22 protein-coding genes are annotated in these 23558 nt (G+C 69.4%); 13 read left to right on the top strand and 9 right to left on the bottom strand.

Features of this window, described 5'->3' with window-relative positions:
• Positions 1 to 82: 82 nt before the first annotated feature.
• Positions 83 to 301, top strand: coding sequence for a hypothetical protein (locus NVV99_RS00355; protein ID WP_226949839.1), 219 nt, complete (start codon positions 83 to 85; stop codon positions 299 to 301).
• A gap of 98 nt (positions 302 to 399) precedes the next feature.
• A complete protein-coding gene (soxR, locus tag NVV99_RS00350; RefSeq protein WP_016696413.1) occupies positions 400 to 891 on the top strand; it encodes a redox-sensitive transcriptional activator SoxR in 492 nt (163 codons plus the stop codon).
• A 10-nt stretch (positions 892 to 901) separates the two neighbouring features.
• On the opposite strand, the gene NVV99_RS00345 is transcribed toward soxR, so the two are convergent.
• Together NVV99_RS00345 and NVV99_RS00340 are read right to left on the bottom strand one after the other, a co-directional pair.
• Positions 902 to 1786: an alpha/beta fold hydrolase gene (locus tag NVV99_RS00345; protein ID WP_024101075.1), complete on the bottom strand. Its 885-nt coding sequence runs from the start codon at positions 1784 to 1786 to the stop codon at positions 902 to 904.
• Positions 1787 to 1799: 13 nt separating this feature from the next.
• Positions 1800 to 2033: a hypothetical protein gene (locus NVV99_RS00340; protein WP_019289588.1), complete on the bottom strand. Its 234-nt coding sequence runs from the start codon at positions 2031 to 2033 to the stop codon at positions 1800 to 1802.
• 138 nt (positions 2034 to 2171) lie between these two features.
• Between NVV99_RS00340 and NVV99_RS00335 the strand changes: the two genes are divergently transcribed.
• From NVV99_RS00335 to NVV99_RS00325, 3 genes are all read left to right on the top strand, one after another.
• On the top strand, positions 2172 to 3206 hold the full coding sequence (locus NVV99_RS00335) for an NAD(P)H-binding protein (RefSeq protein ID WP_024101076.1): 1035 nt from the start codon (positions 2172 to 2174) through the stop codon (positions 3204 to 3206).
• Positions 3207 to 3215: 9 nt separating this feature from the next.
• A complete protein-coding gene (locus NVV99_RS00330; RefSeq protein ID WP_024101077.1) occupies positions 3216 to 3959 on the top strand; it encodes a VIT family protein in 744 nt (247 codons plus the stop codon).
• Between the two features lie 70 nt (positions 3960 to 4029).
• Positions 4030 to 4542 (top strand): MarR family winged helix-turn-helix transcriptional regulator, encoded by a 513-nt coding sequence (locus NVV99_RS00325; RefSeq protein ID WP_024101078.1) that lies wholly within the window; start codon positions 4030 to 4032, stop codon positions 4540 to 4542.
• A gap of 22 nt (positions 4543 to 4564) precedes the next feature.
• On the opposite strand, the gene NVV99_RS00320 is transcribed toward NVV99_RS00325, so the two are convergent.
• Both NVV99_RS00320 and NVV99_RS00315 read right to left on the bottom strand, forming a co-directional pair.
• Positions 4565 to 5590 carry an SDR family oxidoreductase gene (locus tag NVV99_RS00320; RefSeq protein ID WP_024101079.1) on the bottom strand — a complete coding sequence of 342 codons (1026 nt, stop codon included), beginning with the start codon at positions 5588 to 5590 and terminating at the stop codon, positions 4565 to 4567.
• Between the two features lie 31 nt (positions 5591 to 5621).
• Complete coding sequence (locus NVV99_RS00315; protein ID WP_024101080.1) at positions 5622 to 7379, bottom strand: glycoside hydrolase family 15 protein; 1758 nt, start codon at positions 7377 to 7379, stop codon at positions 5622 to 5624.
• A gap of 269 nt (positions 7380 to 7648) precedes the next feature.
• On the opposite strand from NVV99_RS00315, the gene NVV99_RS00310 reads away from it, so the two are divergent.
• From NVV99_RS00310 to NVV99_RS00290, 5 genes are read left to right on the top strand one after another with little or no spacing between them, the layout of a single operon-like run.
• Positions 7649 to 9442, top strand: coding sequence for a thiamine pyrophosphate-requiring protein (locus tag NVV99_RS00310; RefSeq protein ID WP_024101081.1), 1794 nt, complete (start codon positions 7649 to 7651; stop codon positions 9440 to 9442).
• Positions 9443 to 9452: 10 nt separating this feature from the next.
• Positions 9453 to 10547: an enolase C-terminal domain-like protein gene (locus NVV99_RS00305; protein WP_024101082.1), complete on the top strand. Its 1095-nt coding sequence runs from the start codon at positions 9453 to 9455 to the stop codon at positions 10545 to 10547.
• Positions 10548 to 10580: 33 nt separating this feature from the next.
• The gene (locus NVV99_RS00300; protein WP_051424827.1) at positions 10581 to 13523 is read left to right on the top strand and encodes an FAD-binding and (Fe-S)-binding domain-containing protein; all 2943 of its coding nucleotides are present in this window, start codon (positions 10581 to 10583) and stop codon (positions 13521 to 13523) included.
• Positions 13520 to 15322, top strand: coding sequence for a cytochrome c oxidase subunit I (ctaD, locus tag NVV99_RS00295; protein WP_024101084.1), 1803 nt, complete (start codon positions 13520 to 13522; stop codon positions 15320 to 15322). The genes NVV99_RS00300 and ctaD overlap by 4 nt, the downstream gene beginning before the upstream one ends.
• Entirely contained in the window at positions 15319 to 16905 is a 1587-nt protein-coding gene (locus tag NVV99_RS00290) for an NAD(P)/FAD-dependent oxidoreductase (RefSeq protein ID WP_024101085.1), read from the top strand. The genes ctaD and NVV99_RS00290 overlap by 4 nt, the downstream gene beginning before the upstream one ends.
• A 24-nt stretch (positions 16906 to 16929) precedes the next feature.
• Here the strand turns inward: NVV99_RS00290 and NVV99_RS00285 are convergent, their stop codons facing one another.
• Positions 16930 to 17136 (bottom strand): hypothetical protein, encoded by a 207-nt coding sequence (locus NVV99_RS00285; RefSeq protein ID WP_041803376.1) that lies wholly within the window; start codon positions 17134 to 17136, stop codon positions 16930 to 16932.
• A gap of 130 nt (positions 17137 to 17266) precedes the next feature.
• On the opposite strand from NVV99_RS00285, the gene NVV99_RS00280 reads away from it, so the two are divergent.
• Entirely contained in the window at positions 17267 to 18463 is a 1197-nt protein-coding gene (locus NVV99_RS00280; RefSeq protein WP_024101087.1) for a Fic family protein, read from the top strand.
• A gap of 45 nt (positions 18464 to 18508) precedes the next feature.
• On the opposite strand, the gene NVV99_RS00275 is transcribed toward NVV99_RS00280, so the two are convergent.
• Positions 18509 to 18733: a DUF2188 domain-containing protein gene (locus NVV99_RS00275; protein WP_024101088.1), complete on the bottom strand. Its 225-nt coding sequence runs from the start codon at positions 18731 to 18733 to the stop codon at positions 18509 to 18511.
• Between the two features lie 151 nt (positions 18734 to 18884).
• Here NVV99_RS00275 and NVV99_RS00270 point away from each other — a divergent pair, with 151 nt between their 5' ends.
• Together NVV99_RS00270 and NVV99_RS00265 are read left to right on the top strand one after the other, a co-directional pair.
• On the top strand, positions 18885 to 19928 hold the full coding sequence (locus NVV99_RS00270) for a tyrosine-type recombinase/integrase (protein WP_024101089.1): 1044 nt from the start codon (positions 18885 to 18887) through the stop codon (positions 19926 to 19928).
• Positions 19929 to 20007: 79 nt separating this feature from the next.
• Complete coding sequence (locus NVV99_RS00265; RefSeq protein ID WP_024101090.1) at positions 20008 to 21447, top strand: NAD(P)/FAD-dependent oxidoreductase; 1440 nt, start codon at positions 20008 to 20010, stop codon at positions 21445 to 21447.
• A 55-nt stretch (positions 21448 to 21502) separates the two neighbouring features.
• Here the strand turns inward: NVV99_RS00265 and NVV99_RS00260 are convergent, their stop codons facing one another.
• The 3 genes from NVV99_RS00260 to NVV99_RS00250 all read right to left on the bottom strand — a co-directional run bounded on the left by NVV99_RS00260 (position 21503) and on the right by NVV99_RS00250 (position 23494).
• On the bottom strand, positions 21503 to 21952 hold the full coding sequence (locus NVV99_RS00260; RefSeq protein WP_024101091.1) for a PaaI family thioesterase: 450 nt from the start codon (positions 21950 to 21952) through the stop codon (positions 21503 to 21505).
• A gap of 118 nt (positions 21953 to 22070) precedes the next feature.
• Positions 22071 to 22556: a hypothetical protein gene (locus NVV99_RS00255; RefSeq protein WP_024101092.1), complete on the bottom strand. Its 486-nt coding sequence runs from the start codon at positions 22554 to 22556 to the stop codon at positions 22071 to 22073.
• A gap of 221 nt (positions 22557 to 22777) precedes the next feature.
• Positions 22778 to 23494: a hypothetical protein gene (locus NVV99_RS00250; protein WP_006552766.1), complete on the bottom strand. Its 717-nt coding sequence runs from the start codon at positions 23492 to 23494 to the stop codon at positions 22778 to 22780.
• Positions 23495 to 23558: the final 64 nt, after the last annotated feature.

Below are 23558 nucleotides of genomic sequence, written 5' to 3'. Positions count from 1 at the left end.
GTGGTCGGGACGGGCGGCAGCGGAGGGGCGCGCGGGGTGCCGATCCCCCGTTGTGCCGGTCGGAGGTTCTACGGTGGTCGACGTGACGATCCCCGCATCGAGTTATCTGTTCCAGGCCCGGACGTTCGTGAGCGGTTCGCGTAAGTGGCGGTTCGAGGCGGCGTTGGCGACGGCGCGGGTCTGCGAGCGGTTCGAGCGGCCGTACCCGAAGTCGGTGCGGACGTGGGCGCACACCGCGTATGACATGTTGCGGATGGATGCGCCGGAGGTCGCTGCCGAGTTCGGGCCGCCGTCGTTCTGACCCCGGGCGCTCACGCGACCCGGGTGCCCGGTGTCTTCGGTGGCCGGTACTGTGCAGCACAACTCGATCACGATGTCTGCGGGGCGAGGAGGGGACCGATGAACCCTGCGATATGGCTGACACCCGGGCAGTTGGCGGACCGTTCCGGGGTGGCGGTCTCGGCGCTGCACTACTACGAGTCGCGTGGTCTGATCACCAGTCGCCGCACCTCGGGCAATCAACGGCGTTATCGTCGCGACACGCTGCGCAAGGTCGCGTTCATCAAGGTCGCGCAGGGTGTGGGGGTGTCCCTGGACGAGATCAAGGAGGCGTTCGATTCGTTGCCGGACAGTCGTGTGCCGACGACGGAGGACTGGGCGCGACTGTCGCGGGCGTGGCACGACCGGCTGACCCGCCGCATCGAGGATCTCACCGCGTTGCGCGACAGTTTCACCGATTGCATCGGCTGCGGTTGTCTGAGTTTGGCGTCGTGTCCGCTCGCGAATCCCGGTGACGTGCTCGGGCAGCAGGGTCCGGGTCCGCGTCGGCTACCGGTGCACGACGACGATCCGCCGGTGGAGGCGGCGCCGCGCGCGGAATCGTCCGGCTGAGGTCATGCGGTCAGGTGCGCGCCGCTTCGATCTGCTGCACGAACCTGGCGGTGGCGTCGGCGACGTCGCGGGGATGGGAACGCGGCGACCAGTGCCCGGCGTCGAGTGGGTGGATGCGCAGGTCGGTGACCCAGCGGGAGGTGTCCTCGTAGCCGACGGGGCGTACCGCGCGGTCGCGCAGGTTCTGGATCAGCTGGACCGGGACGTCGGTGTGCCGCTCGCGGGGTCGGGCGAGCCGCGTGCGGATGTTCGCCCGGTACAGGGACAGTCCGTGCACCATGTCGTCGGCGAGGGTCGGGGCGACGGGGGCGATCGCGGCGGGGTCGGTGCGGTCGAAGAACCCGACGAAGGCCGGCCAGTGGCGGGCGAGCGGGCCGCGCAGCACCGGATTCGGCAGACCGGGGATCTGGAAGGCGAGGGTGTAGGCGGAGGCGAGAGCCTGTTCGGCGGGGCCGAGTGGGCGTTTGCGCCGGAGACGGCGGCGCATCCACAGGCCGAGATGGTCGAGGTTGGGGCCGGAGATCGAGGTGTAGGAGGCGATGCGCTCGCCGGCGTCGGATTCGCACACCGCTTCCCAGCACAGCACCGCGCCCCAGTCGTGGCCGAGCAGATGGACCGGTTCGTTCGGGGCGAGGGCGTCGATGACGGCGTGCAGGTCGGCGGCGAGGTGCTCGAGCCGGTAGTGCGCCACCGCGCGGGGCACGGTGGAGGCGCCGGCGCCGCGGTTGTCGTAGCGCAGGATGCGGAAGTCGTCGGCGAGCAGGGGTGCGACGCGGTCCCACAGGGCGTGGGTGTCGGGCCAGCCGTGGACGAGGACGAGCGTCGGGCCGTGCGGGTTGCCTTCTTCGACGACGTGGAGTCGGATAGGCCCGTTGGGGACGGTGTGGGTGGTCATGGTTGTCCTGTGGTCATGGTTGTCCGGGCGTCTCGGGGGCCGGGGGGTGGTCGCCGGTGGGTCGGGTGAACAGCGTGCGGCGGCGCAGGCTGCTGGCGATGGCGAAGAGGGATTCGGAGACGGAGGTGGGCCGGCCGTGGCGGCGCTGGACGAGATGTCCGAGGGCGGACAGCAGTCCGGCGCCGAGGGGGACGGCGAGGACGAACAGGATCCGATGTCGCAGTGGGCTGCCGCGCAGCATCGACATGGGAGGCCTCCTTCGATACCGGCCACTGTATTTGTGACCAACGGTAACACTATTTCCGGTGATGGGAACCACTCCTGATGTTTCGCGACGGTCCCGCGCGTGCATCCCTCCCGAAGGCGACAAGGGACGGGACAGCGCATGAGAGTTCTCGTGATCGGTGCCTCCGGCTACGTCGGCAGCCGGGTCGTCCCCGCCTTCCTCGCTATCGGCTGCACCGTGCGCGCCGCCGCTCGGAACCCGACGGCCTTGCGACGCTTCTGGTGGCACGACCAGGTCGAGACCGCGCAGGTGGACGTCACCGCCGCGCACACTCTCCCACCGGCGCTCGACGATGTCGACGTCGTGGTCTATCTCGTGCACGGGATGCGCTCGGCGCACTTCCGGGACCTCGACCTGGCAGCGGCCCGCACCGTCCGGCACGCGGTCGATGCCTCTCCGGTGACGCGTGTCGTCTACGTCTCCGGGTTCGTCCCCGAGTGTGCGCCGGACGCGCTGTCCGAGCATCTGCTCTCGCGCTGGGAGGTCGAGCAGGAACTGTCCCGCTCCCGCCGCACGGTGATCACGCTGCGAGCCGGGATGGTGCTCGGCTCCGGGTCGACGAGCTTCGAGGTGCTCGGCCAACTCGCGGGGCGCCTACCCGTCACCGTGGTACCCGACTGGATGGACTCGCGGGTCGAGCCGATCGCGGTCGTCGACCTGGTCGCCGCAGTGCTCGGGGCGGCCGTCGCGGACACTCCCACGGACTCGTTCGATGTGGGCTGCGGACAGTCGCTGCATTATCCCGAGTTGCTCCGCCTCTACGGGCAGGTCACCGGCATGCCGCGCGCCCAGGTCACCGTCGCCGGATTGCCGGGCGCGGTGATCGGCCGGTTCGGCTCGTGGTTGACGGAGGTGCCGTCGGGAACCGTGGCGGCGTTGATGGAGAGCCTGCGGCACGACATGACGGCCCGCGATCGTCGGTGGATCGGCCGCCTGGCCCCGGCTGCTCATCGGCCGTTGGGGATCGTGCAGGCGCTGCAGCGCGCAGTGCTGCCCGCCGATGTGAGTGTGCCGTGCGCGCAGCGGGACCCGATGGGTGCGCTGCCCGGGGATCCGGAGTGGGCGGTCGCCGCGGCGGAGGCGCGCCGATACTCCGCCGTGGGGATCCCCCCGCGCCGCCGTCCGTCGGTGTAGCTTCACGACATGCCCCGTCCGGATCCGGCGTCACCGAACGATTCCCGCAGGCGGCACGAGGACCGCGAACCGCACACCGCCGGGTTGGCGAGCAGACTCAACTGGTTGCGGGCGGGTGTTCTCGGCGCGAACGACGGCATCGTCTCGACCGCGGGACTGGTCGTCGGTGTGGCGGCCGCGACGACGAACGAGGCGGCGATCCTCACCGCCGGTGTGGCCGGGCTGGCCGCGGGGGCGGTGTCGATGGCGCTGGGCGAGTACGTGTCGGTGAGTACGCAACGCGACACCGAGCGCGCGGCGCTGTACACGGAAGGTCGTGAGCTCGCCGCCATGCCGGAGGCCGAACTCGACGAACTGGCCGCGCTGCTCGAGGGCAAGGGATTGTCGGCGGTCACGGCGCGTGCCGCGGCGGAGGAGTTGACGGCGCGGGATCCGCTTGCCGCACATGCCGAGGTGGAGTTGGGGATCGATCCGACCGAACTGGCGAATCCGTGGTCGGCGGCGTTGTCGTCGGCCGTGTCGTTCACCCTGGGGGCGCTGGTGCCGCTGCTGATGGTGGTGTCGGTGCCCGACACGGTGCGGATCCCGGTGACGTTCGTGGCGGTGTTGTGTGCGCTGGCGGCGACGGGATCGATCAGTGCGTGGCTCGGCCGGGCCCGGCGGGGCCGGGCGGTGATGCGGGTGGTGTTCGGCGGTGCGCTCGCGATGGTCGTGACCTATGGGGTGGGTCAGTTGTTCGACACCGTCCTGTAGCGGGCGGTGCCGTAATCCGTGCGGTTGCGCAACAGTTGCGGGATCGCATGCATCGTCGGAGGATAACGCCATGAACTCCCCTGCCCGGTCCCCGTCCGATGGTCGCTCGAACAAGAAGTTCGATCGGCAGGTCGATGCGGTGATGTCGGCGTCGCGTGCCCTGGTGGGAATCGCGGCGGCCTCGGTGGCCGAGGTCGAGGACCGGGTCAGTATCCCGCATCTGCGCATTCTCGTGCTTGTGGGCACGCGGGGTCCTCTCACCCTCGCCGGGGTGGCGGACGAGCTGGGGGTCGATCCGTCCGGTGCCAGCCGGGCGGTCGACAAGCTGATGAAAGCAGGTCTGCTCGATCGGCGGGACTCTCCGGAGGATCGCCGGAAACTGGCGTTGACGTTGACACCGGACGGTGCGGCGGTGGTCCACACCGTCATGGACCACCGCCGCGACGCGATCGCTGCGGTCCTGAGCCGGTTGAGCGCCGGGCAGCGCGACGAACTCGCCGCCGCCTTCGATGTCTTCGCCGAGGCCGCCGGGGAACCGGCCACCGAGGATGCGCTCACGTTGTTGTGGCCGATCCACCCGTGACCGGGTGCCGTGACCGGGGAGATCATGCGGCGCGGGTCCGTGCCGCGAGGGCCATCCCGGTGGCGGTGAGTACGCCGGTCACCGACGCCGCGAGCAGTCCGTGACGGCGGGACAGCCAGGCCTGCGCACTCGAGGTCCGGGCGCGGTCGTCGAATTCTCCGTGGGCGCCGAAGTCCGTTCCGTCCGGCCCGTCCGCGGGCTGCCAGAGATTGGCGGGCTGGTCGGGGTCTCGAGGTCGGTCGGTCTGCTGGGATCGGTATCCGGTGCGGGCGAGATAGCGATCGAGCAGGCCGGGGGCGAGTGCGTTGGCAGCGAGGGTCGCGGCGGTGCTCGCCCCGACCCAGTATTCGCGGCGGCGCGGATGGTCGGCGGCGTGCAGCACCGCGCGGGCGGCCACCTCGGGCTGGTAGATCGGGGGTACGGGTCGGGCGTGGCGCGGCAGCCGGGAGAGCACCCAGGAGAACTGGGGAGTGTTCACGGCGGGCATCTGCACCATGGTGACGTGGATGTTGCTGTGCCGGTGCAGCAGTTCGCAGCGGAGCGCTTCGTGGAAACCCTGGATGGCGTGCTTGGCGCCGCAGTAGGCGCTCTGCAACGGAATGCCGCGGTAGGCCAGAGCCGAACCGACGTGCACGATCGTGCCGCGATCGTGCGGTGTCATCCGTTTCAGTGCGGACATCGTGCCGTAGACGAAGCCGAGATAGTCGACTTCGGTGACCCGGCGATATTCGTCCGGGGTGATCTCGGTGAACGGGGCGAAGACCGACGTGAACGCCACGTTGATCCACACGTCGATGCGGCCGAAACGCTCCACCGTCGCGGCGGCGGCCGCGTCGACGGCATCGGGGTCGGCGACATCGGTGGGCAGGATCAGCGCCTGTCCCCCGGCCGCCTCGATCTCGCGGGCGGCGGCGGCGAGCCCGGTCTCGCCGCGGGCGAGCAGCGCGATCCGGGCGTGGCGCCGTCCGTAGGCGCGGGCCACGGCCCGTCCGATGCCGGCGCTGGCGCCGGTGACGACCACGACCTGGTCGGTGCGTAAGGATGTCATGGGACCGGATTCCTTTCGGTGTGAGAGACGCTCATCCCTCGGAGTTCCAGGGGTGGGCGAGACGCCGGGCCGCTTCGAGCAGCAGAGCGTGCACGAAGGCCTGCGGGAGATTGCCGCGCAGTTGCCGTTCGACGACGTCGAATTCCTCGGTGAACAGCGCCGGGGTGCCGCATGCGGCGCGGTTGCGCTCGAACCACCGCACGGCCTCGACGGTGTTGCCCTGCTGATGGTCGGCGAGGGCCATGAAGAACCCGCACAGCAGGAATGCGCCTTCGGCGTCGGCGAGGGGACGGTCGTCGTGGCGGAATCGGTAGATGTAGCCGTCGCTGCCGAGTTCGGTGCGGACGGCATCGAGGGTGCGGCGACTCAGTGGGTCGGTGGCGGGTAGCGCACCCCGGATGGCGGATAGCAGCAGGGCTGCGTCGATCCGGTCGTCGTCGGGTGCACGTTGCCATCGCCCGGACGGATGGGTGCTGTCGGCGAGGACGGCTCGGGTCAAGGTGTCGGCGAGGTCGTTCCATCGGTCCCGTTGTGCGCGGGGGGCGATGGTGGCGACGGCCCGCAGACCCGCGATACACGTCAGTTTCGAGTGCGTCCAGTGGCGGTTGTCGAGCTCCCAGATACCGGCGTCGGGGTCGCGCCAGCGCAACTCCACGGCAGCGGCGGCGGTCTCGACGGCCCGCCAGTCCCGGCTGTCGAGTCGGTCGTCTCGGGCGGCGGCGGCAAACAGCAGCAGTGCTTCGCCGAAGGTGTCGAGCTGGAACTGGTGGTTGACCCAGTTGCCGACGACCACGGAGCCGCCGGGATAACCCGGCAGCGGTGGGGCGCTCTGGGACGGCACGTCCCCTCCGCCGACGGTGTACGCCGGTTTCAGGTCGGGTCCGTCGGCGAGAAGACGGTCCCCGACGAAGCGCACCGCGGCGTCGAGGAGGGGATGCGGGCCGTAGGCGGCGGCGGCGTGTCCGGCATAGCACTGGTCGCGGATCCAGCAGTAGCGGTAGTCGTAGTTGCGTCCCTGCGCCGCACGTTCGGGCAACGAGGTGGTCGCGGCGGCCACCATGCCGCCGCTGCGGCTGGTCAATCCGGTCAGCACGGCCGTGGCGTGTCGTGCATCCCGGTCGGCGAGCGTGCCGTCGATCGGTCGTACCGCGCTCGCCCACGCCTGTTCCGTCCGGTGCCAGAGCTCGTCGGCCGGGACCGGATCGCTGTGGAACGGCCGGTCGGAGATCTCGAGGATCAGGTCGTGGCTGCGTCCGGGCGGCAGGTGCAGGTGCATTTCGAGGCCGGTCTCGGTCGGACATGCCTCCTCGGCGCCGCTCCACCGCAGGTACGTCCGTCCGGCGGTCAGTTCCCAGCGGCCGTCGCGGAGGGTGGGGTGCGTGGTGTGGTGGTTGCAGCCGGCGCCGGTGCGCAGCATGACCCGCAGCCAGGTGTCGTCCTCGGGGGTGAGGATGCGACGCAGGATCACCGCGGTGTGCGGGTCGGCGGGCATGGCGAGCGCTTCCCGGCATTCGACGATGCCGGTGGCGACCCAGCGGCTGCGCCAGATCAGGGTTCCGTCCTCGTAGTAGCCACCCCAGACGAAACGGGTGGTGTCGGGAGCGACGGCGTACGTCCCGCCCCCACCGAGCAGGGTGGAGAAGACGGGGTCGGAATGCCAGGAGGGGGCGCACATCCAGGCGAAGTCGCCGCGGGGGCCGACGAGGGCGCCGCGTTCGCCGTCGGCGACGAGCGCGTATTCGCGCAGGACGTGCGGCGCGACGTCTGCGCCGGACCAAGGTGTTTGCATCGTGGCCTCGGCTTCCGCTTCGTATCGGCACGAACGAGTGGATCGGTGGGTGTGGTCCCACCCACCACCATCTTGCACCCGACAATCATTGCGTAAATGCAATAGTTGCGTTCGGTTGCCAGTTCTGCCGGGAAGGACGACCATGGTGCGTACCGAGCGAACCGTCCGATCCGGCACCCACGGAGCCGAGATGCACCCTGTTGCACCTCCCTTCTCGCCCTTCCGAACGGCATACGAACAACCGGGGCGCCCACGGTAAGGAGACACCGATGGCCGAGAAGAACGTCGCAGACCATCTGCTCGAGCGGCTGCGCGACTGGAACGTCGAACACGTCTTTGCCTATGCCGGTGACGGCATCAACGGCATCCTCGCGGCCTGGGGCCGAGCGGAGAACCACCCGCAGTTCGTGCAGTCCCGCCACGAGGAGATGAGTGCCTTCGAAGCGGTCGGCTACGCCAAGTTCACCGACCGGCTCGGGGTGTGCATGGCCACCTCCGGCCCCGGCGCGATCCATCTGCTCAACGGCCTCTACGACGCCAAACTCGACCACGTTCCGGTCGTCGCCATCGTCGGGCAGACCAACCGCAGCGCCATGGGCGGGTCCTACCAACAGGAAGTGGACCTGCTGAGCCTGTACAAGGACGTCGCGAGCGACTACGTGCAGATGGTCACCGTCCCCGAACAGCTGCCCAACGTGCTCGATCGGGCGATCCGCACCGCGCTGACCCGACGGGCCCCCACCGCGCTGATCATCCCCGCCGACGTGCAGGAACTGCCCTACTCGCCGCCGACTCACGACTTCAAGATGGTGCCGTCGAGCCTGGGTTTCGAGCGCCCGCACCTGGCCCCGGACGACGGGGCGATCGCGCGGGCCGCGGAGATCCTCAACGCCGGGCAGAAGGTCGCGTTGCTGGTCGGCAACGGGGCGCGGGCAGCGTCGGCCGAGATCGAACAGGTCGCCGAGTTGCTCGGCGCCGGCGCCGCCAAGGCCCTGCTGGGCAAGGACGTGCTGTCGGACGAATTGCCCTGGGTCACCGGAGCGATCGGCCTGCTCGGCACAAGGCCGAGCTACGAGATGATGCGCGACTGCGACACCCTGCTCACCATCGGCTCGAGCTTCCCCTACACCCAGTTCCTGCCCGACTACGGTCAGGCCCGCGGGGTGCAGATCGACCTCGACGCGCGCCTGATCGGCATGCGGTATCCCAACGAGGTGAACCTCGTCGCCGACGCGAAGACCGCGCTGCTCGCGCTGCTGCCGCATCTCGAATACAAGCAGGACCGCAGCTGGCGCGAGAAGATCGAATCCGACGTCGCCCGGTGGTGGGAGACGATGGACATGCAGGCCGCCGTGCCCGCCGATCCGGTCAATCCCCTGCGGTTGTTCGCCGCACTGTCCCCCCGGTTGCCCGACGATGTCATCGTCACCGCCGATTCCGGATCGTCGGCCAACTGGTACGCCCGCCAGCTGCGCTTCCGCGGTCGCATGCGCGGGTCGCTGTCGGGCACCCTGGCCACGATGGGACCGGGTGTGCCGTACGCGATCGGCGCGAAGTTCGCCCACCCGGAGCGGCCGGTGATCGCGTTCGCCGGCGACGGGGCGATGCAGATGAACGGGCTGGCCGAGCTGATCACCGTCCACCGTTACTGGCAGAGCTGGCGCGACCCGAGGTTGATCGTGGCGGTGCTGCACAACAACGACCTCAACCAGGTGACCTGGGAGATGCGCGCCATGGCCGGGTCCCCGAAATTCGCCGAGTCCCAGACACTTCCGGACATCGACTATGCCGCCTTCGCCGCCTCCCTCGGGTTGCAGGCCGTCACGGTGACCGACCCGGACGATCTCGACTCCGCCTGGGACGCGGCGCTGACCGCCGATCGTCCCACCCTGCTCGACGTGCACACCGACCCGAACATGCCCCCGATCCCACCGCACGCCACCTGGGAGCAGTTCAAGGCGGCCACGGCGGCGGTACTCGGTGGCGACGAGGACCGGTGGGACTTCGTCAAGGAAGGCCTGCGCACCAAGGCCCAGGAATTCCTGCCCCACCCGAATCGCTGACGGCGTCGACGTGAGCGTCATCGACGTCACCGCGGCGGCGTACACGATCCCCACCGACACCCCCGAGGCGGACGGGACCCTCGCGTGGGACAGCACCACCGTGGTCCTCGTGCACGCGCGCACCCCCGACGCCGTGGGGGTGGGATGGACGTACGCCCCGGCGGCCTGTGTCCCGGTCGTCACTGACCTGCTCGCCCCGATCGTCGTCGGGCGCTCGGTCCAGGACGTGCCGGGCGTGCACGAGGCGATGGTGCGGGCGCTGCGCAACGCCGGCCGTCCCGGCATCGCCGGCTGTGCTCTGTCGGCGGTCGATGTGGCGTTGTGGGATCTGAAGGCACGCCTGCTCTCTCTTCCGCTGCACCGGTTGCTCGGGGCGCTCCGCGACCGCGTCCCGGTCTACGGCAGCGGCGGTTTCACCACCTACGACGACGACCGGCTCGACGCGCAGCTGTGCCACTGGGTGCACGAGCAGGACATCCCCCGCGTGAAGATCAAGATCGCCGAGAGTTGGGGCACCGCAACGACCCGCGATCTGCACCGCATCCGCCGGGCACGTGAGGTGATCGGCGACGCGGCCGAACTGTTCGTCGACGCCAACGGCGGCTACACCGCCAAGCAGGCCGTCCGGATCATGGACGCCGCCGCCGACTGCGATGTGCACTGGCTCGAGGAACCGGTGTCCTCCGACGACCTCGACGGTCTGCGCCGGGTCCGCGAGGCGGTGCGTGCCGAGGTGACCGCCGGCGAATACGGCTACGACCTGCCGTACTTCCACCGCATGTGCGCCGCCGGGGCCGTCGACTGCCTGCAGGCGGACATCACCCGCTGCGGCGGCATCACCGAATGGCTGCGAGTGGCCGCCGTCGCCGCGGCGCACGGCCTGGACCTGTCCGCGCACTGCGCCCCGCACCTGCACGTGCACGCCGCCGCCACGATCGCGCACCTGCGGCACCTCGAATGGTTCCACGATCACGTGTGTATCGAGACGAGATTCTTCGACGGCGCCCTCGACCCGGCCGGCGGAAGCGTGCAGCCGCGCGACGACTCCCCCGGGCACGGCCTGACCCCCAAGCTCCCCGACCTCGACCGCTTCCGGGTGCGGTAACGGTCCCGGGCACCCCATGAGGAGGACGATCCAGTGACCACCCACCCCACCGACCGCACGGGTCGACGCTCGACGTTGCTGTTCGACGAGCTCGCCGCGACCCTGCGCGACCGCGTCGACGGTGAGGTCCGGTTCGATGCCGGCTCGCGCGCTGCGTATTCCACCGATGCCTCCAACTATCGGCAGGTCCCGATCGGAGTGGTCGTGCCCCGCACCCCGCAGGCCGCCGTCGACACTGTCGCCGTGTGCCGCGAGTTCGACATCCCGGTGCTTTCGCGTGGCGGCGGCACCAGTCTGGCCGGGCAGTGCTGCAACGCCGCGGTGGTGCTCGACTGGAGCAAGTACTGCACCCGGATCGGGGAGATCGACGAGCACGCCGGCATCGTCACCGTCGAGCCCGGCATCGCCCTCGACGTCCTCAACGATGCGCTCGAGCACACCGGGTGGATGTTCGGTCCCAAACCCTCCACCCATGTCAGCTGCACCATCGGCGGCATGATCGGCAACAATTCGTGCGGGTCCACGGCGCAGGCGTACGGCAAGACCGTCGATTCGGTCCTCGGCCTCGACGTGCTCACCTACGACGGCACCCGTATGTGGGTCCAAGCCACCAGCGACGACGACTACGAGCGCATCGTCCGGGGCGGTGACCGGCGCGCCGAGATCTACCGCGGCCTGCGCGCCCTGGCCGAGCGCTATGCCGACGATATCCGCGAGCGGTATCCCGACATCCCCCGCCGTGTCTCCGGTTACAACCTCGACTCGTTGTTGCCGGAGAAGAACTTCGATATCGCGCAGCTGCTCGTCGGCAGTGAGAGCACCCTGGTCACCGTGCTCGGGGCGCGCTTGCAGCTGGTGCGCCGCCCCGCGGCGTCGGCGCTGGTACTGCTCGGCTTCGACGACATCACCGCCGCCGCCGATGCCGTCCCGCTCGTCGTCTCCCACGGCCCCGCCGCCCTCGAAGGCATCGACCATCGGCTCGCCCAACTCGAACACAGCCGGCGCCTCGCCGAGAAAGCGCTGCAGCAACTGCCCGACGGCCGTGCCTGGTTGATGGTGCAGATGAACGGCGACGACCAGGCCGAGGCCGACGACACGGCGAAGACGCTGATCGACGACGTGTGCCGGCGCACCGGGGCGCACGCCGCCGTCTTCGACGACCCCACCCACAAGAAGCAGATCTGGGCGGCCCGCGAGGCCGGGCTCGGCGCCACCGCCTACCCACCGAACGAACCGGAAACCCACGAGGGATGGGAAGACGCGGCCGTGTCCCCGGACCGGCTCGGGGACTATCTGCGCGACTTCCGGGCACTGCTCGAGCGGTACGGTTACGGAACAGCGTCCCTGTACGGGCATTTCGGTCAAGGATGCGTGCACACCCGGATTCCGTTCGATCTGCGTACCGCGAAGGGCATCGCCGACTACCGGGCCTTCGCCGAAGACAGCGCACACCTCGTCGTCGACTACGGCGGGTCACTGTCCGGTGAGCACGGAGACGGGCAGTCCCGGGCCGAACTGCTACCGATCATGTTCGGCGAGCGGCTGATCACCGCCTTCGAGGAACTCAAAGCCCTGTTCGATCCCGACAATCGGATGAACCCGGGCAAGATCGTCCACCCGTTCCGGCTCGACGAGAACCTGAGACAGGGCACCGACTACCGGCCCGCCGAACCGAGCACCCACTTCGCCTATCCGGACGACGATCACCGCTTCGCGCACGCGGCTGCCCGCTGCGTCGGTGTCGGCAAGTGCCGCGGCCACGAATCGGGGGTGATGTGTCCGAGCTACCGCGCCACCGGCGAGGAGGAGCATTCCACTCGCGGTCGTGCCCGTCTGCTGTTCGAGATGCTGCAGGGTGATGTGATCACCGACGGCTGGCGTTCGACGGAGGTCAAGGACGCCCTCGATCTGTGTCTGGCGTGCAAGGGCTGCCGCAGCGACTGTCCGGTGGATGTGGATATGGCGACCTACAAGGCCGAATTCCTCTCCCACTTCTACGCCCACCGGCCCCGGCCGCGCGCGCACTACGCGATGGGCTGGATTCCCGTCTGGGCGCGCCTGGCGGCCCTGGCGCCCGGTGCGGTCAACACCGTCGCGCACGCTCCGGTGCTGGCGGATCTGGTCAAGGCGCTCGGCGGCGTCGAGCGGCGCCGGCCGCTGCCACGCTTTGCCGACCAGCGTTTCCGCCGCTGGTTCGCCACGCGGGAGGCGCCGGCCGGGGGCGGCGAGCGCGGCACGGTGCTGCTGTGGCCGGACACGTTCACCGACAACTTCGATCCGCAGATCGCCCGCGATGCCGTCACTGTCCTCGAACACGCCGGTTTTTCGGTGCGGCTGCCCGATCGCGGTGCGTGTTGCGGTTTGACCTGGATCTCCACCGGCCAACTGTCTACCGCGAAACGCGTTCTACGGCGCACCCTCGCGATCCTTGCCCCGCACCTGCGCGCGGGCACCCCGATCGTGGTGCTCGAACCGAGTTGCGCGGCGGTGTTCCGCGCGGATCTGCCGCAGCTGCTGTACGGCGACCAGGACGCGCAGCGTCTGGCCGACCAGACCGTGACCCTCGGTGAGCTGCTGCACGCGCGGGCTCCGGACTGGCATCCGCCGCAGCTGCACGCGTCGGCGTTGATGCAACCGCATTGTCACCAACATGCCGTGCTGAAATACTCCGCCGAACAGGCCGCCCTGGAGAACGTCGGTGTCGACGTCGACGTGCTCGACGCCGGATGTTGCGGTCTCGCAGGGAACTTCGGATTCGAGCGAGGACACTACGAGGTGTCCGTGGCGTGTGCCGAGGACAAGTTGCTGCCCGCGGTCCGCCGCGCGGAGCCGGGTACCTTGTTGGTGGCGGACGGATTCAGTTGCCGCACCCAGGTGCGTGATCTGCAACCGGGCAGTACGCCGCTGCACACCGCCCAGATTCTCGCCGCGGCGGTGCACGAGTCGGCGGTGCACGAGTCGGGGCGTCGATCATGACCGCCACCGAGATGCGGCCGTCGCGGCCCGCACGTCCCTATCCGCGGCGCCGCTATCCGAAGGGCGCGGTGATCGTCGCGGCGGTGACCACCACCGATCCGAAGCAGCTCGGGGTGTTCTATCTGTGCACCGCCTTCGGTTTCTTCCTCTTCGGTGGGGTCCTGGCGATGCTGCTGCGGGGCGAACTGGCCGTGCCGGGACTGCAGTTCCTGTCCAACGAGCAGTACAACCAGTTGTTCACCATGCACGGCACGATCATGCTGCTGCTGTACGCCACCCCGATCGTCTTCGGCTTTGCGAACTACATTCTGCCGTTGCAGATCGGTGCTCCCGATGTGGCGTTTCCGCGGTTGAACGCATTCAGCTATTGGGCATATCTGTTCGGCGGAATCCTCACTGTCGCCGGATTCGTCACCCCCGGTGGCGCCGCGGATTTCGGGTGGACGGCCTATGCACCTCTCAGTGATGTGGCGCATTCGCCGGGCATGGGAGCGAACATGTGGATCATGGGCCTGGCGTTGTCCGGGCTCGGCACGATCCTCGCGGCGGTCAACATGGTCACCACCGTGGTGTGTATGCGAGCCCCGGGCATGACCATGTTCCGGATGCCGATCTTCACCTGGAATGTGCTGATCACGAGTTTGCTGGTGTTGTTGGCTTTTCCGATCCTCACCGCGGCGCTGATGGGTCTGCTGGCCGACCGACAACTGGGTGCGCACATCTACGATCCGGGTACCGGCGGCGCGATCCTGTGGCAGCACCTGTTCTGGTTCTTCGGTCACCCCGAGGTGTACATCGTCGCGCTGCCGTTCTTCGGCATCATCACCGAGATCCTGCCGGTGTTCTCCCGCAAACCGGTCTTCGGCTATCAGGGGTTGGTTTTCGCCACCATCGCCATCGCGGCGCTGTCGATGGCGGTGTGGGCGCACCACATGTTTGCCACCGGTGCGGTGCTGTTGCCGTTCTTCTCGTTCATGTCGTTTCTGATCGCCGTTCCGACCGGGGTGAAGTTCTTCAACTGGATCGGCACGATGTGGAAGGGACAGGTCAGTTTCGAGACGCCGATGCTGTTCTCGGTCGGGTTCATCGTGACCTTTCTCTTCGGTGGGCTCAGCGGGGTGATCCTGGCGAGTCCGCCGCTGGACTTCCACCTGCACGACACCTACTTCGTGGTGGCGCATTTCCACTACGTGCTCTTCGGCACCATCGTGTTCGCGACCTACGCCGGCATCTACTTCTGGTTCCCGAAGATCACCGGCAGGATGCTCGACGAACGCCTGGGTCGTTGGCACTTCTGGCTGACCTTCATCGGCTTCCACACCACCTTCCTGGTGCAGCACTGGCTCGGTAACGAGGGCATGCCGCGTCGCTACGCCGACTACCTGCCCTCGGACGGGTTCACCACCCTGAACACCATCTCCACCATCGGTGCGTTCGTGCTCGGTGCCTCGACGCTGCCGTTCCTGTGGAACGTGTTCACCAGCTACCGCTACGGCCGACCGGTCACGGTCGACGACCCATGGGGTAACGGCAACTCCCTCGAATGGGCCACCAGCTGCCCGCCGCCGCGGCACAACTTCACCGAGCTGCCGCGGATCCGCTCGGAGCGCCCGGCCTTCGAACTGCACTACCCGTACATGATCGAGCGCATCCGCACCGAATCACACGTCTTTCCGTTCGGCATCGGACGCGAATCGCATCTCGCCGAAGACACCGCGCACCGCGGTGAGCATCCGGGCCCCTCGGGCAGTCCTGCCTCGGCGTACGGATGGCCGGACGCAGAGCGAGACTCCCGGTGAGCGACTACGACGCCGTGGTGATCGGAGCCGGTCCGAACGGACTCGTCGCCGCCAACCTGCTCGCCGATGCGGGATGGAATGTGCTGGTGGCCGAGGCCGCCGCCGAACCCGGTGGAGCGGTGCGCACCGCCGAGATCACCGCCGAGGGCTTCGACACCGACCTATGCAGCGCCTTCTATCCGATGGGGGTGGCCTCCCCGGTGCTCGCCGGTCTGGACCTGCACCGTTACGGGCTGCGCTGGCGTCACGCGCGGGATGTGCTGGCCCACCTCTTTCCCGACGGCGAGATCGCGGTGCTCTCCCGCAACGTCGAACGCACCGCCGCGTCGGTGGCCCGGTTCGCGCCCGACGATGCCCGGGCCTGGCGCGACGAGCTCGCGCTGTGGCAGCGCATCGGCGGCCCGCTCCTCGACGCGTTGCTGAGCCCGTTTCCCCCGATCCGCGGTACCGCTGCCTTGGCGCGGAGCACCACCGGCAGTGAGGCGATCCGGTTGCTGCGCCGGTTCCTGTTACCGGCCCGGCGGTTCGGGCAGGAGACCTTCTCCGGCGACGGCGCTCGAATGTTGTTGGCAGGCAACGCCGTCCACAGTGATCTCGGTCCCGACGACGCCGCGGGCGCACTGTTCGGGTGGTTGCTGACCATGCTGGGGCAGACCGTCGGCTTCCCCGCACCCGCGGGCGGGGCGGCACGGATCACCGACGCGCTGGTCCGTCGGCTGACCGACCGCGGCGGCATGATCGAATGCAGTCGGGAGGTCACCGGCATCCTCGTGCAGGACGGTCGCGGCGTCGGGGTCCGGGACGCCCACGGCGACCGGATCCGCGCCACCCGGGCAGTGCTCGCCGACGTGCCCGCCCCGACGCTGTACCGGCAGTTGCTCGAGGAGGAGCATCTGCCGGCCCGCCTGCTCCGCGATCTGCGGCACTTCCAGTGGGACGACGGCACCGTGAAGGTCGACTGGGCGCTGTCGGACCCGATCCCCTGGTCGAACTCGGCCGCCTCCGGAGCGGGCACCGTCCATCTCGGCGTCGACATGGGCGGGCTGGCGATCTATCACACCCAGTTGCGCAACGGGACACTGCCGGACCATCCGTTCGTGCTGCTGGGCCAGATGACCACCACCGACCCGTCCCGGTCACCGCCGGGCACCGAGGCGGTCTGGGCGTACACCCATGTACCCCGGGATCTCGTATGGACCGCCGACCGGCGCGAACGGTTCGCCGATCGGATCCAGGCCGTCGTCGAACGGCACGCACCGGGGTTCACCGGTCGCATCCTCGGCCGTGCCGTCCAGAGCCCCGCCGAACTCGAACAGCACAATCCCGCTCTCGTCGGCGGGGCCATCAACCAGGGCACCCCCGCCCTGCATCAACAGCTGATCTTCCGGCCCACCCCCGGCCTGGGCCGCGCCGACACCCCTGTGGACCGGGTGTTCCTGGCCGGCGCCTCGGCGCATCCCGGTGGCGCGGTCCACGGTGCGCCCGGCGCCAACGCCGCGCGGGCCGCGCTGGCCCGCGACGGCGCCGGCGGCGGGATGTATCGCGCGGTGATGCGTTCGCTCCAGCACACCGTGCTGCGGTAGACCCTTCCGCTGCGGTCGGGGCGGCTAGTCGACCGGGCCGAGCGCGGGAGCGGTCACGAAGCTCAGCGCGTCGTGGCCGGCGAGATGGTTGTCGATGATGCGCTCGATGGTCTGCCGCCATCCCTCCCGCACGGTCCCGGCGTCGTCGCCGGCATCGAGTCTCTGCAGGATGTTGTGCTGCGCAACGTGATAGGCCATGGGCGTGTCGATATCGAAGGTCGGTAATGCCATGGCCCAGCACCCTACGTCCGAACCACCTGTGGCCCAAACCTCCGGTTCCGGCCGTGCACAACGGCCGGATCCGAACCCACCCCCGATCCATACCATCGGATAATCGACTATCCGATGGTATGTTCCGGGGATGGCATCGGTTGACGTCGCGTCCGGCTGGCCCGCGGTCACCTACGAACAGCACCCGTGGGTGAACAGCGATGCCTACGGCTCGCGGCGGGAGAAACGCCTGACCACCGGCCCCTACCGCGCCGCGGTCCCCCCGCTCATCGCCCACCGGCCCCTCCCGCTCGACGGCGAACTGCAGGCCCTCACCGAGGAAGCCGCGACGGAACTGACCCGCTTCGATGTCGAGGTCGGGCACATCACCGCCCCGTTCGCCTCCATCCTGCTGCGCACCGAGAGCGCGTCGAGTTCGGAGATCGAGAACCTCTCCAGCGGGGCGCGGCAGATCGCGCTCGCCGAACTCGGCGAACACGCCTCCCGCAACGCTCGCCTGATCGTCGGCAACGTGCGGGCGATGCGCGCGGCGCTCGAGCTGTCCGATGCGATCGACGCCGCCGCGATCCTGCGGATGCACCACGCGCTGCTCGAGTACGACGATCCGACCATCGCGGGACGGTGGCGGACCCAGCAGGTGTGGATCGGCGGGGGCAGCCTGGGCCCGCACACCGCGCAGTTCGTGCCCCCGCACCACGCGCGGGTGCCCGAGCTGATCGACGACCTGGTGGTCTTCGCCCACCGGGTGGATCTGCCGGTGGTCGCGCAGATCGCGGTCGCGCACGCGCAGTTCGAGACCATCCACCCGTTCCCGGACGGCAACGGCCGGGTGGGTCGCGCGCTGATCCAGGCGATGTTGCGCGGCGGGCAGCTCACCCGCAGTGTCGCCGTGCCGGTCTCGGCGGGCCTGTTGCACAACACCGGGGAGTACTTCGATGCGCTCGGTGCCTACCGCGCCGGGGACATCGGGCCGATCGTGCACTCGATCGTCGACGCGTCGTTCGCGGCGGTCGCCAACGGCCGCACGCTCGTCGCCGATCTCGAGGCGGTACGCGAGCTGTGGCGGTCCCGGGTGACGGCGCGGCGGGATTCGGCAGTGCACCGGCTCTCGGACGTGCTGCTGCGCCAGCCGGTGATCGACAACCGGTCGGCCGCCGCGGCCTTGTCGGTGACCGGCGCCAACGCGCAGATCGCCATCGATCGGCTGGTGGACGCGGGGATCCTCACGCAGATCACCGAGGGGCGCCGCAATCGCATCTGGCAGGCCAAGGATGTGGTGCGGGTGCTCGACGAGTTCGCCGCGCGCGCCAAACGCCGCCGCGACTGACTTCCTCGGTATCGATCGCCCCGGCGACGGCCGGTTCGGGGTCGATCAGCCCGGGATGTCGCGCGGGTCGTGACCGTAGGTGTTGCGTTCGCCGATCGTCCCGTCGAGGTTGTGGACGAGGTGTTCGACCTTGCGGCGGCGCGCCTCGTCGCGGCCGGCGGCGACGGCCTCCTCGCGGGTGGGATAGGTGCCGAGCAGGTCGCTCGAGCCCTCGATGCGGTTGTGCCAGGATCCGTCCTGGTGGAACGTCTCGACATCGCCTGCGGGCATGGGGTGCTCCTCTCCACGAACGGTCGGTTGTCCATCGCGTACCCGGCGCCGGTCTCCCCGAATCCGGACGCGGTCTCTGCTGTCCCGTCGGTCCCTGCTGTCACACTGGACTCGCACATTTGTACGAGCGGATCTTCACGGGAGGGGCATCGTGGCGGGCAGCGCGACCGAGCCGGGATTGTCGGACTGGATCGGGTCGTATCTGGAGACCTTGCAGACCGCGAAACGGTCTCCGCACACCATCAAGGCCTACCGGCTCGACCTGCACGCGGTGCGCGCGCATCTCGCGGCGACTGCCGCCGTGCCGGAGGACGCGTTGACGCTCGGGGACGTGACGGTACGCGGGCTGCGGTCGGCATTCGCGGCGTTCGCCGCCGAGCGGCAACCGGCGTCGGTGCGCCGCGCCTGGTCGGTGTGGAACAACTTCTGCAACTTCCTCGTCTCCGAAGGGGTGTCGGAAGGCAACCCGATGGCCTCGATCGCGCAGCCCAAGAAACCACAGCACACCCCGAAAGCGTTCTCCCCCACCGCGATCAACCAACTCGTCGACACCGTCACCGTGGAGGCGCAACGCCCCGCGGAATCGGCGCGGGACTGGCCGCAACGCGATCTCGCGCTCATCGCGACCCTGCTGCTCACCGGGATCCGCTCCGACGAGTTGATCCGGCTCGATGTGGGCAGCATCCTCGGTGGCTGCCGGGCACCGGTGCTGCGGGTGCTCGGCAAGGGCGCGATCGAACGGGAGATCCCCCTCGAAGACAGCTGGACGGCGATCGTCACCGCCTATCTCGAGGAACGCTACGCCCGCTTCCCCGCCGCGCGGCGCCGCACCCGCGACCGCGACGAGTTGCCCGTGTGGGAGCGGCACGACCCGGCCGACCCGCTGTTCGTCGGCGCGGACGGCAAACGCATCACCCGCGGCACCCTGCAGTACCGGGTGCGGCGCATCTACCGCCGCGCGGGTATCGAGTCCGAACGCAAACGCGGTGCGCTCGCCCACGCGCTGCGGCACACCTTCGCGACGAGCCTGGCCGACAGCGGCGCAACGATGGTCGAGTTGCAGCAGCTGCTCGGGCACCGGTCGTTGCAGACCGTGCAGGTGTACACCTCGGCGACCAACGATGCGGTGCGGCACGCCGCCCGGCACAACCCCGTCTACGGGCTGCTCGGGTCGCTCGGCGACGGGCCGGGCTAGCTCGTCGGTTGCGCTGTGGGCGGGCGCGGCAACTGCAAGACTGGGGACAAAATCCATCCGGCAACGTGAAGGAGCATCCATGAGCGTCGAGCAGACCGAACCCCGCCGTCATCGTGTGGTCGTGATCGGATCCGGTTTCGGTGGGCTGTTCGGGACCCAGGCCCTGGCTCGTGCCGATGTGGACGTCACGCTCGTGGCGCGCACCACCCATCACTTGTTCCAGCCGTTGCTGTACCAGGTGGCCACGGGCATCCTGTCGGTCGGCGACATCGCCCCCGCGACCCGCATGGTGCTGCGCAAACAGAAGAACGCGCAGGTGCTGCTCGGGGACGTCGAGAGGATCGACCTGGAGAACCGGACGGTGACCTCCCGGTTCCTCGAGCGCTACACCACCACGCCCTTCGACAGTCTCATCGTCGCCGCCGGCGCCGGCCAGTCCTACTTCGGCAACGACCAGTTCGCCGAGTTCGCGCCGGGCATGAAGACCATCGACGACGCCCTCGAGCTGCGCGGCCGGATCCTCGGGGCGTTCGAGCAGGCCGAACTGTCCCACGATCACGACGAACGCGCCCGGTTGCTGACCTTCGTGGTGGTCGGTGCCGGTCCGACCGGGGTGGAGCTGGCCGGGCAGATCGCCGAGCTCTCACGCCGCACCCTCAAGGGCACCTTCCGCAACATCGATCCGACCGAGGCGCGGGTGGTGCTGCTCGACGGCGCCTCCGATGTGTTGCCGGTCTACGGCGGCAAACTCAGCCGCAAGGCCCGTAACACCCTCGAGCGGCTCGGGGTGGAGATCCAGCTCGGCGCGATGGTCACCGATGTCGACGCCGACGGTCTCGTCGTCAAGGAGAAGGACGGTTCGCAGCGGCGCATCGAGTCGCAGTGCAAGGTGTGGTCGGCGGGCGTGTCGGCCAGTCCGCTCGGCAAGCAGCTCGCCGAGCAGTCCGGGGCGCAGGTCGACCGGGCGGGGCGGGTGGAGGTGCTGCCGGATCTGACATTGCCGGGGCATCCGAACGTGTTCGTCATCGGCGACATGATGTCGCTGAACAAGCTGCCCGGTCTGGCGCAGGTGGCGATGCAGGGCGGCAAGTACGCGGCCCGGCAGATCATCGCCTCCCTCGACGGCGCCGACCCGACCCATCGGGAACCGTTCAAGTATTTCGACAAGGGCAGCATGGCGACCATCTCGCGGTTCAGTGCGGTCGCGAAGGTCGGCAAACTCGAGATCAGCGGGTTCCTCGGCTGGGTGGCGTGGTTGTTCATCCACCTGCTGTATCTGGTGGGGTTCTCGTCGAAGCTGTCGACGCTGTTGTCGTGGGCGCAGGCGTTCTTCTCCACCGGCCGCAACGAGATGGCCGCGACCGAGCAGCAGGTGTTCGCGCGGATCGCGCTCGAGCACATGCGCGCGGACGAACCCGACGGCGACTCGCAGAACGGCGAGAGCGCGACGAAGGGCGGGGACCGCTCCGCACAGGCGCCGGCCGGGCAGGGCCGCGGCGGGACGCAGGCTGCGGGCTGACCGTCGGCGCTCCGGCCGGGCGCGGTGTCCCGGCCGGAGCCGCCCGGCTACAGGGTCAGTGCCCGATGCGGTCCGCGTTCGTGATGTTCGCCAGGCGCACCTGTCCCTGCGCGACGAGACGGTCCTGCTCGTCGACGATCTCCACCCGCCACACCTGCTGGGTGCGGCCGCGGTGGACCGGGGTGCCGGTCGCGGTGAGGACCCCTTCGCGGGTGGCGCGGAGGAAGTCGGTGTTGTTGTTGACCCCGACGACGTTGCCCTTGTCCCCCAACCAGTTGGCGCCGGCGACGCTGGCGACGGTCTCGATCACCGCGCAGTACACCCCGCCGTGCACGATGCCGTAGGGCTGGTGCTGCGTGGGGGTGATCGTCCACCGGGCTCGCGCGAGATCGGGTCCGAGTTCGACGAACTCGAGGCCGAGGGCAGTGTTGAAGCCGATGTCGTTGACGGCGTTGATCGCCTGCACGTCGTGCTGGGCCGGGGCGGAGGTGGACTGGTCGCTCATACGGGCTTCCCTTGTTCGTGCGTGGTCTCGACCGGCCGCCGGGACAGGTGGCCGTCGAACGATGGTAGGACATGGCGGTTTTCGGCCGGCCCACCTCCGACCGTGGCAAGCGGGGTGGTCACTGCAGGGTCACCAGCAGCGCGTAGGCGACGACCGAGTAGCCGTCAGGGATCGGCCCGAACCGGTGCACGGTCCGCGGACCCTCGTACTCGACGCCGTACCAACCCGCGTCCGCGGTCGGGATCCTGATGGTCCGCTGGATCACCGGATGCCGTTCGGCGACCCGGGCGCGCCCGTGCGGTCGGATGCGGTACAGCGTCCACAGATAGCGGTCCCACACCAGATGCCCCGTGAGCACGACGTCGCCGAGGGTGTCGAGTTGCGGTGGGAGCACGGTGGTGAAGCCGTGACCGAGATGGGCGAGCAGCTCGACCCGATCGTCGACGGTGATCTGCTCGACCCGGGCGGGCACGTGCCGCGCGAGTTCGCGGATGCAGTCGCTCGCGCCCGGTGTGATCCAGGAGGTGGTCGGTTCACACACCTGCCCGGGAGCAGGCTGATCTGGCCACGGTTCGAGGTCTTCGATCATCCACAGGGTGGTCATCTCTCGGTGCTTCCCAGGTCGCGGCGCGGATCCCTCCAGCATCCTCCGGGTTCGCCACCGCCGCGCCTGCGATCGGCCGGTTGCGCTGTGCGTCGACGGCGCAGGGCTCCGGACACACGACGGCGGGCCCCACATGGATGTGAGGCCCGCCGCGGGAAGGGACCGGGAGTCACTGCAGCCCTCAGGACTCCGCTGCGGTCCGGCAGTCGGAACGGATTCGATTATAGGGAAGGCTGCCCTAATCCGGCAAGGCCTCGGACGGGATAGCCGGCGGCGACGAAGGCGTCGAGCAATGCCTGACCGCGGCGCGCGGCGGTACGGCGGGAGGCACCACCGAGCACGGGTAGCTGGGCGGCGCCGGTGACGACGGTGCGCCCGACGATCGCCCAGAAGCGGTTCCGGTCGAGCGGGACGAGGGACCGCAGCGCGAGATGGACGGCATCGAGAGCGGTCGCGGCGCGGTGCGCGGTCCACACCGCCATCGCCTGCTCGCACGGCAGCACCACCACGTCGCGTTCCCCGACGGCGCGGTCCTCGGGCAGCACCCGCAGGGTGTCGTCGGCGAGACCGGCCCAGTCGATGCAGCCGTCGCTGTCCTGGTGCAGCCACAGATTGTCCAGACCCGGATCCCAGACGCGGCCCTCGAGGGCGTAGGGGGCGAGGACGCGGCCGACCACGGCGTGGATGAGGGCGCCGGCGACCTGCTCGACGGCGATGCGCGGGTCCTCGGTGTCGAGCAGGGCACGGTCGTAGAGCGCCTCGATGCGCTGCTGGCGTTCACCGCCGCCGAGGAACCACCAGCGGCGGCGGGGTTCTTCGTCGATACAGGCCACCGCATACACGCGCGGGGCTCCCGCAGCGAGTGCGCGCAGCCGAGCGCGCGTGTCCTCGAACGGGCGGACGGGTGCCGCCGTGGGCGGCAGCAGCAGCGTCGTCATCCGACACCTCCTGATCGACGGTGAATCTTGATTAGGTAAGCCTAACCATTGCATCCGGGGGTGG

The sequence above is a fragment of the Rhodococcus sp. PAE-6 genome (genome assembly GCF_025290685.1).
Taxonomy (GTDB): Bacteria; Actinomycetota; Actinomycetes; order Mycobacteriales; family Mycobacteriaceae; genus Rhodococcus; species Rhodococcus pyridinivorans.
The sequence above is the reverse complement of the archived record's forward strand: the minus strand, read 5'-3'. Positions and strand labels throughout refer to the sequence as shown.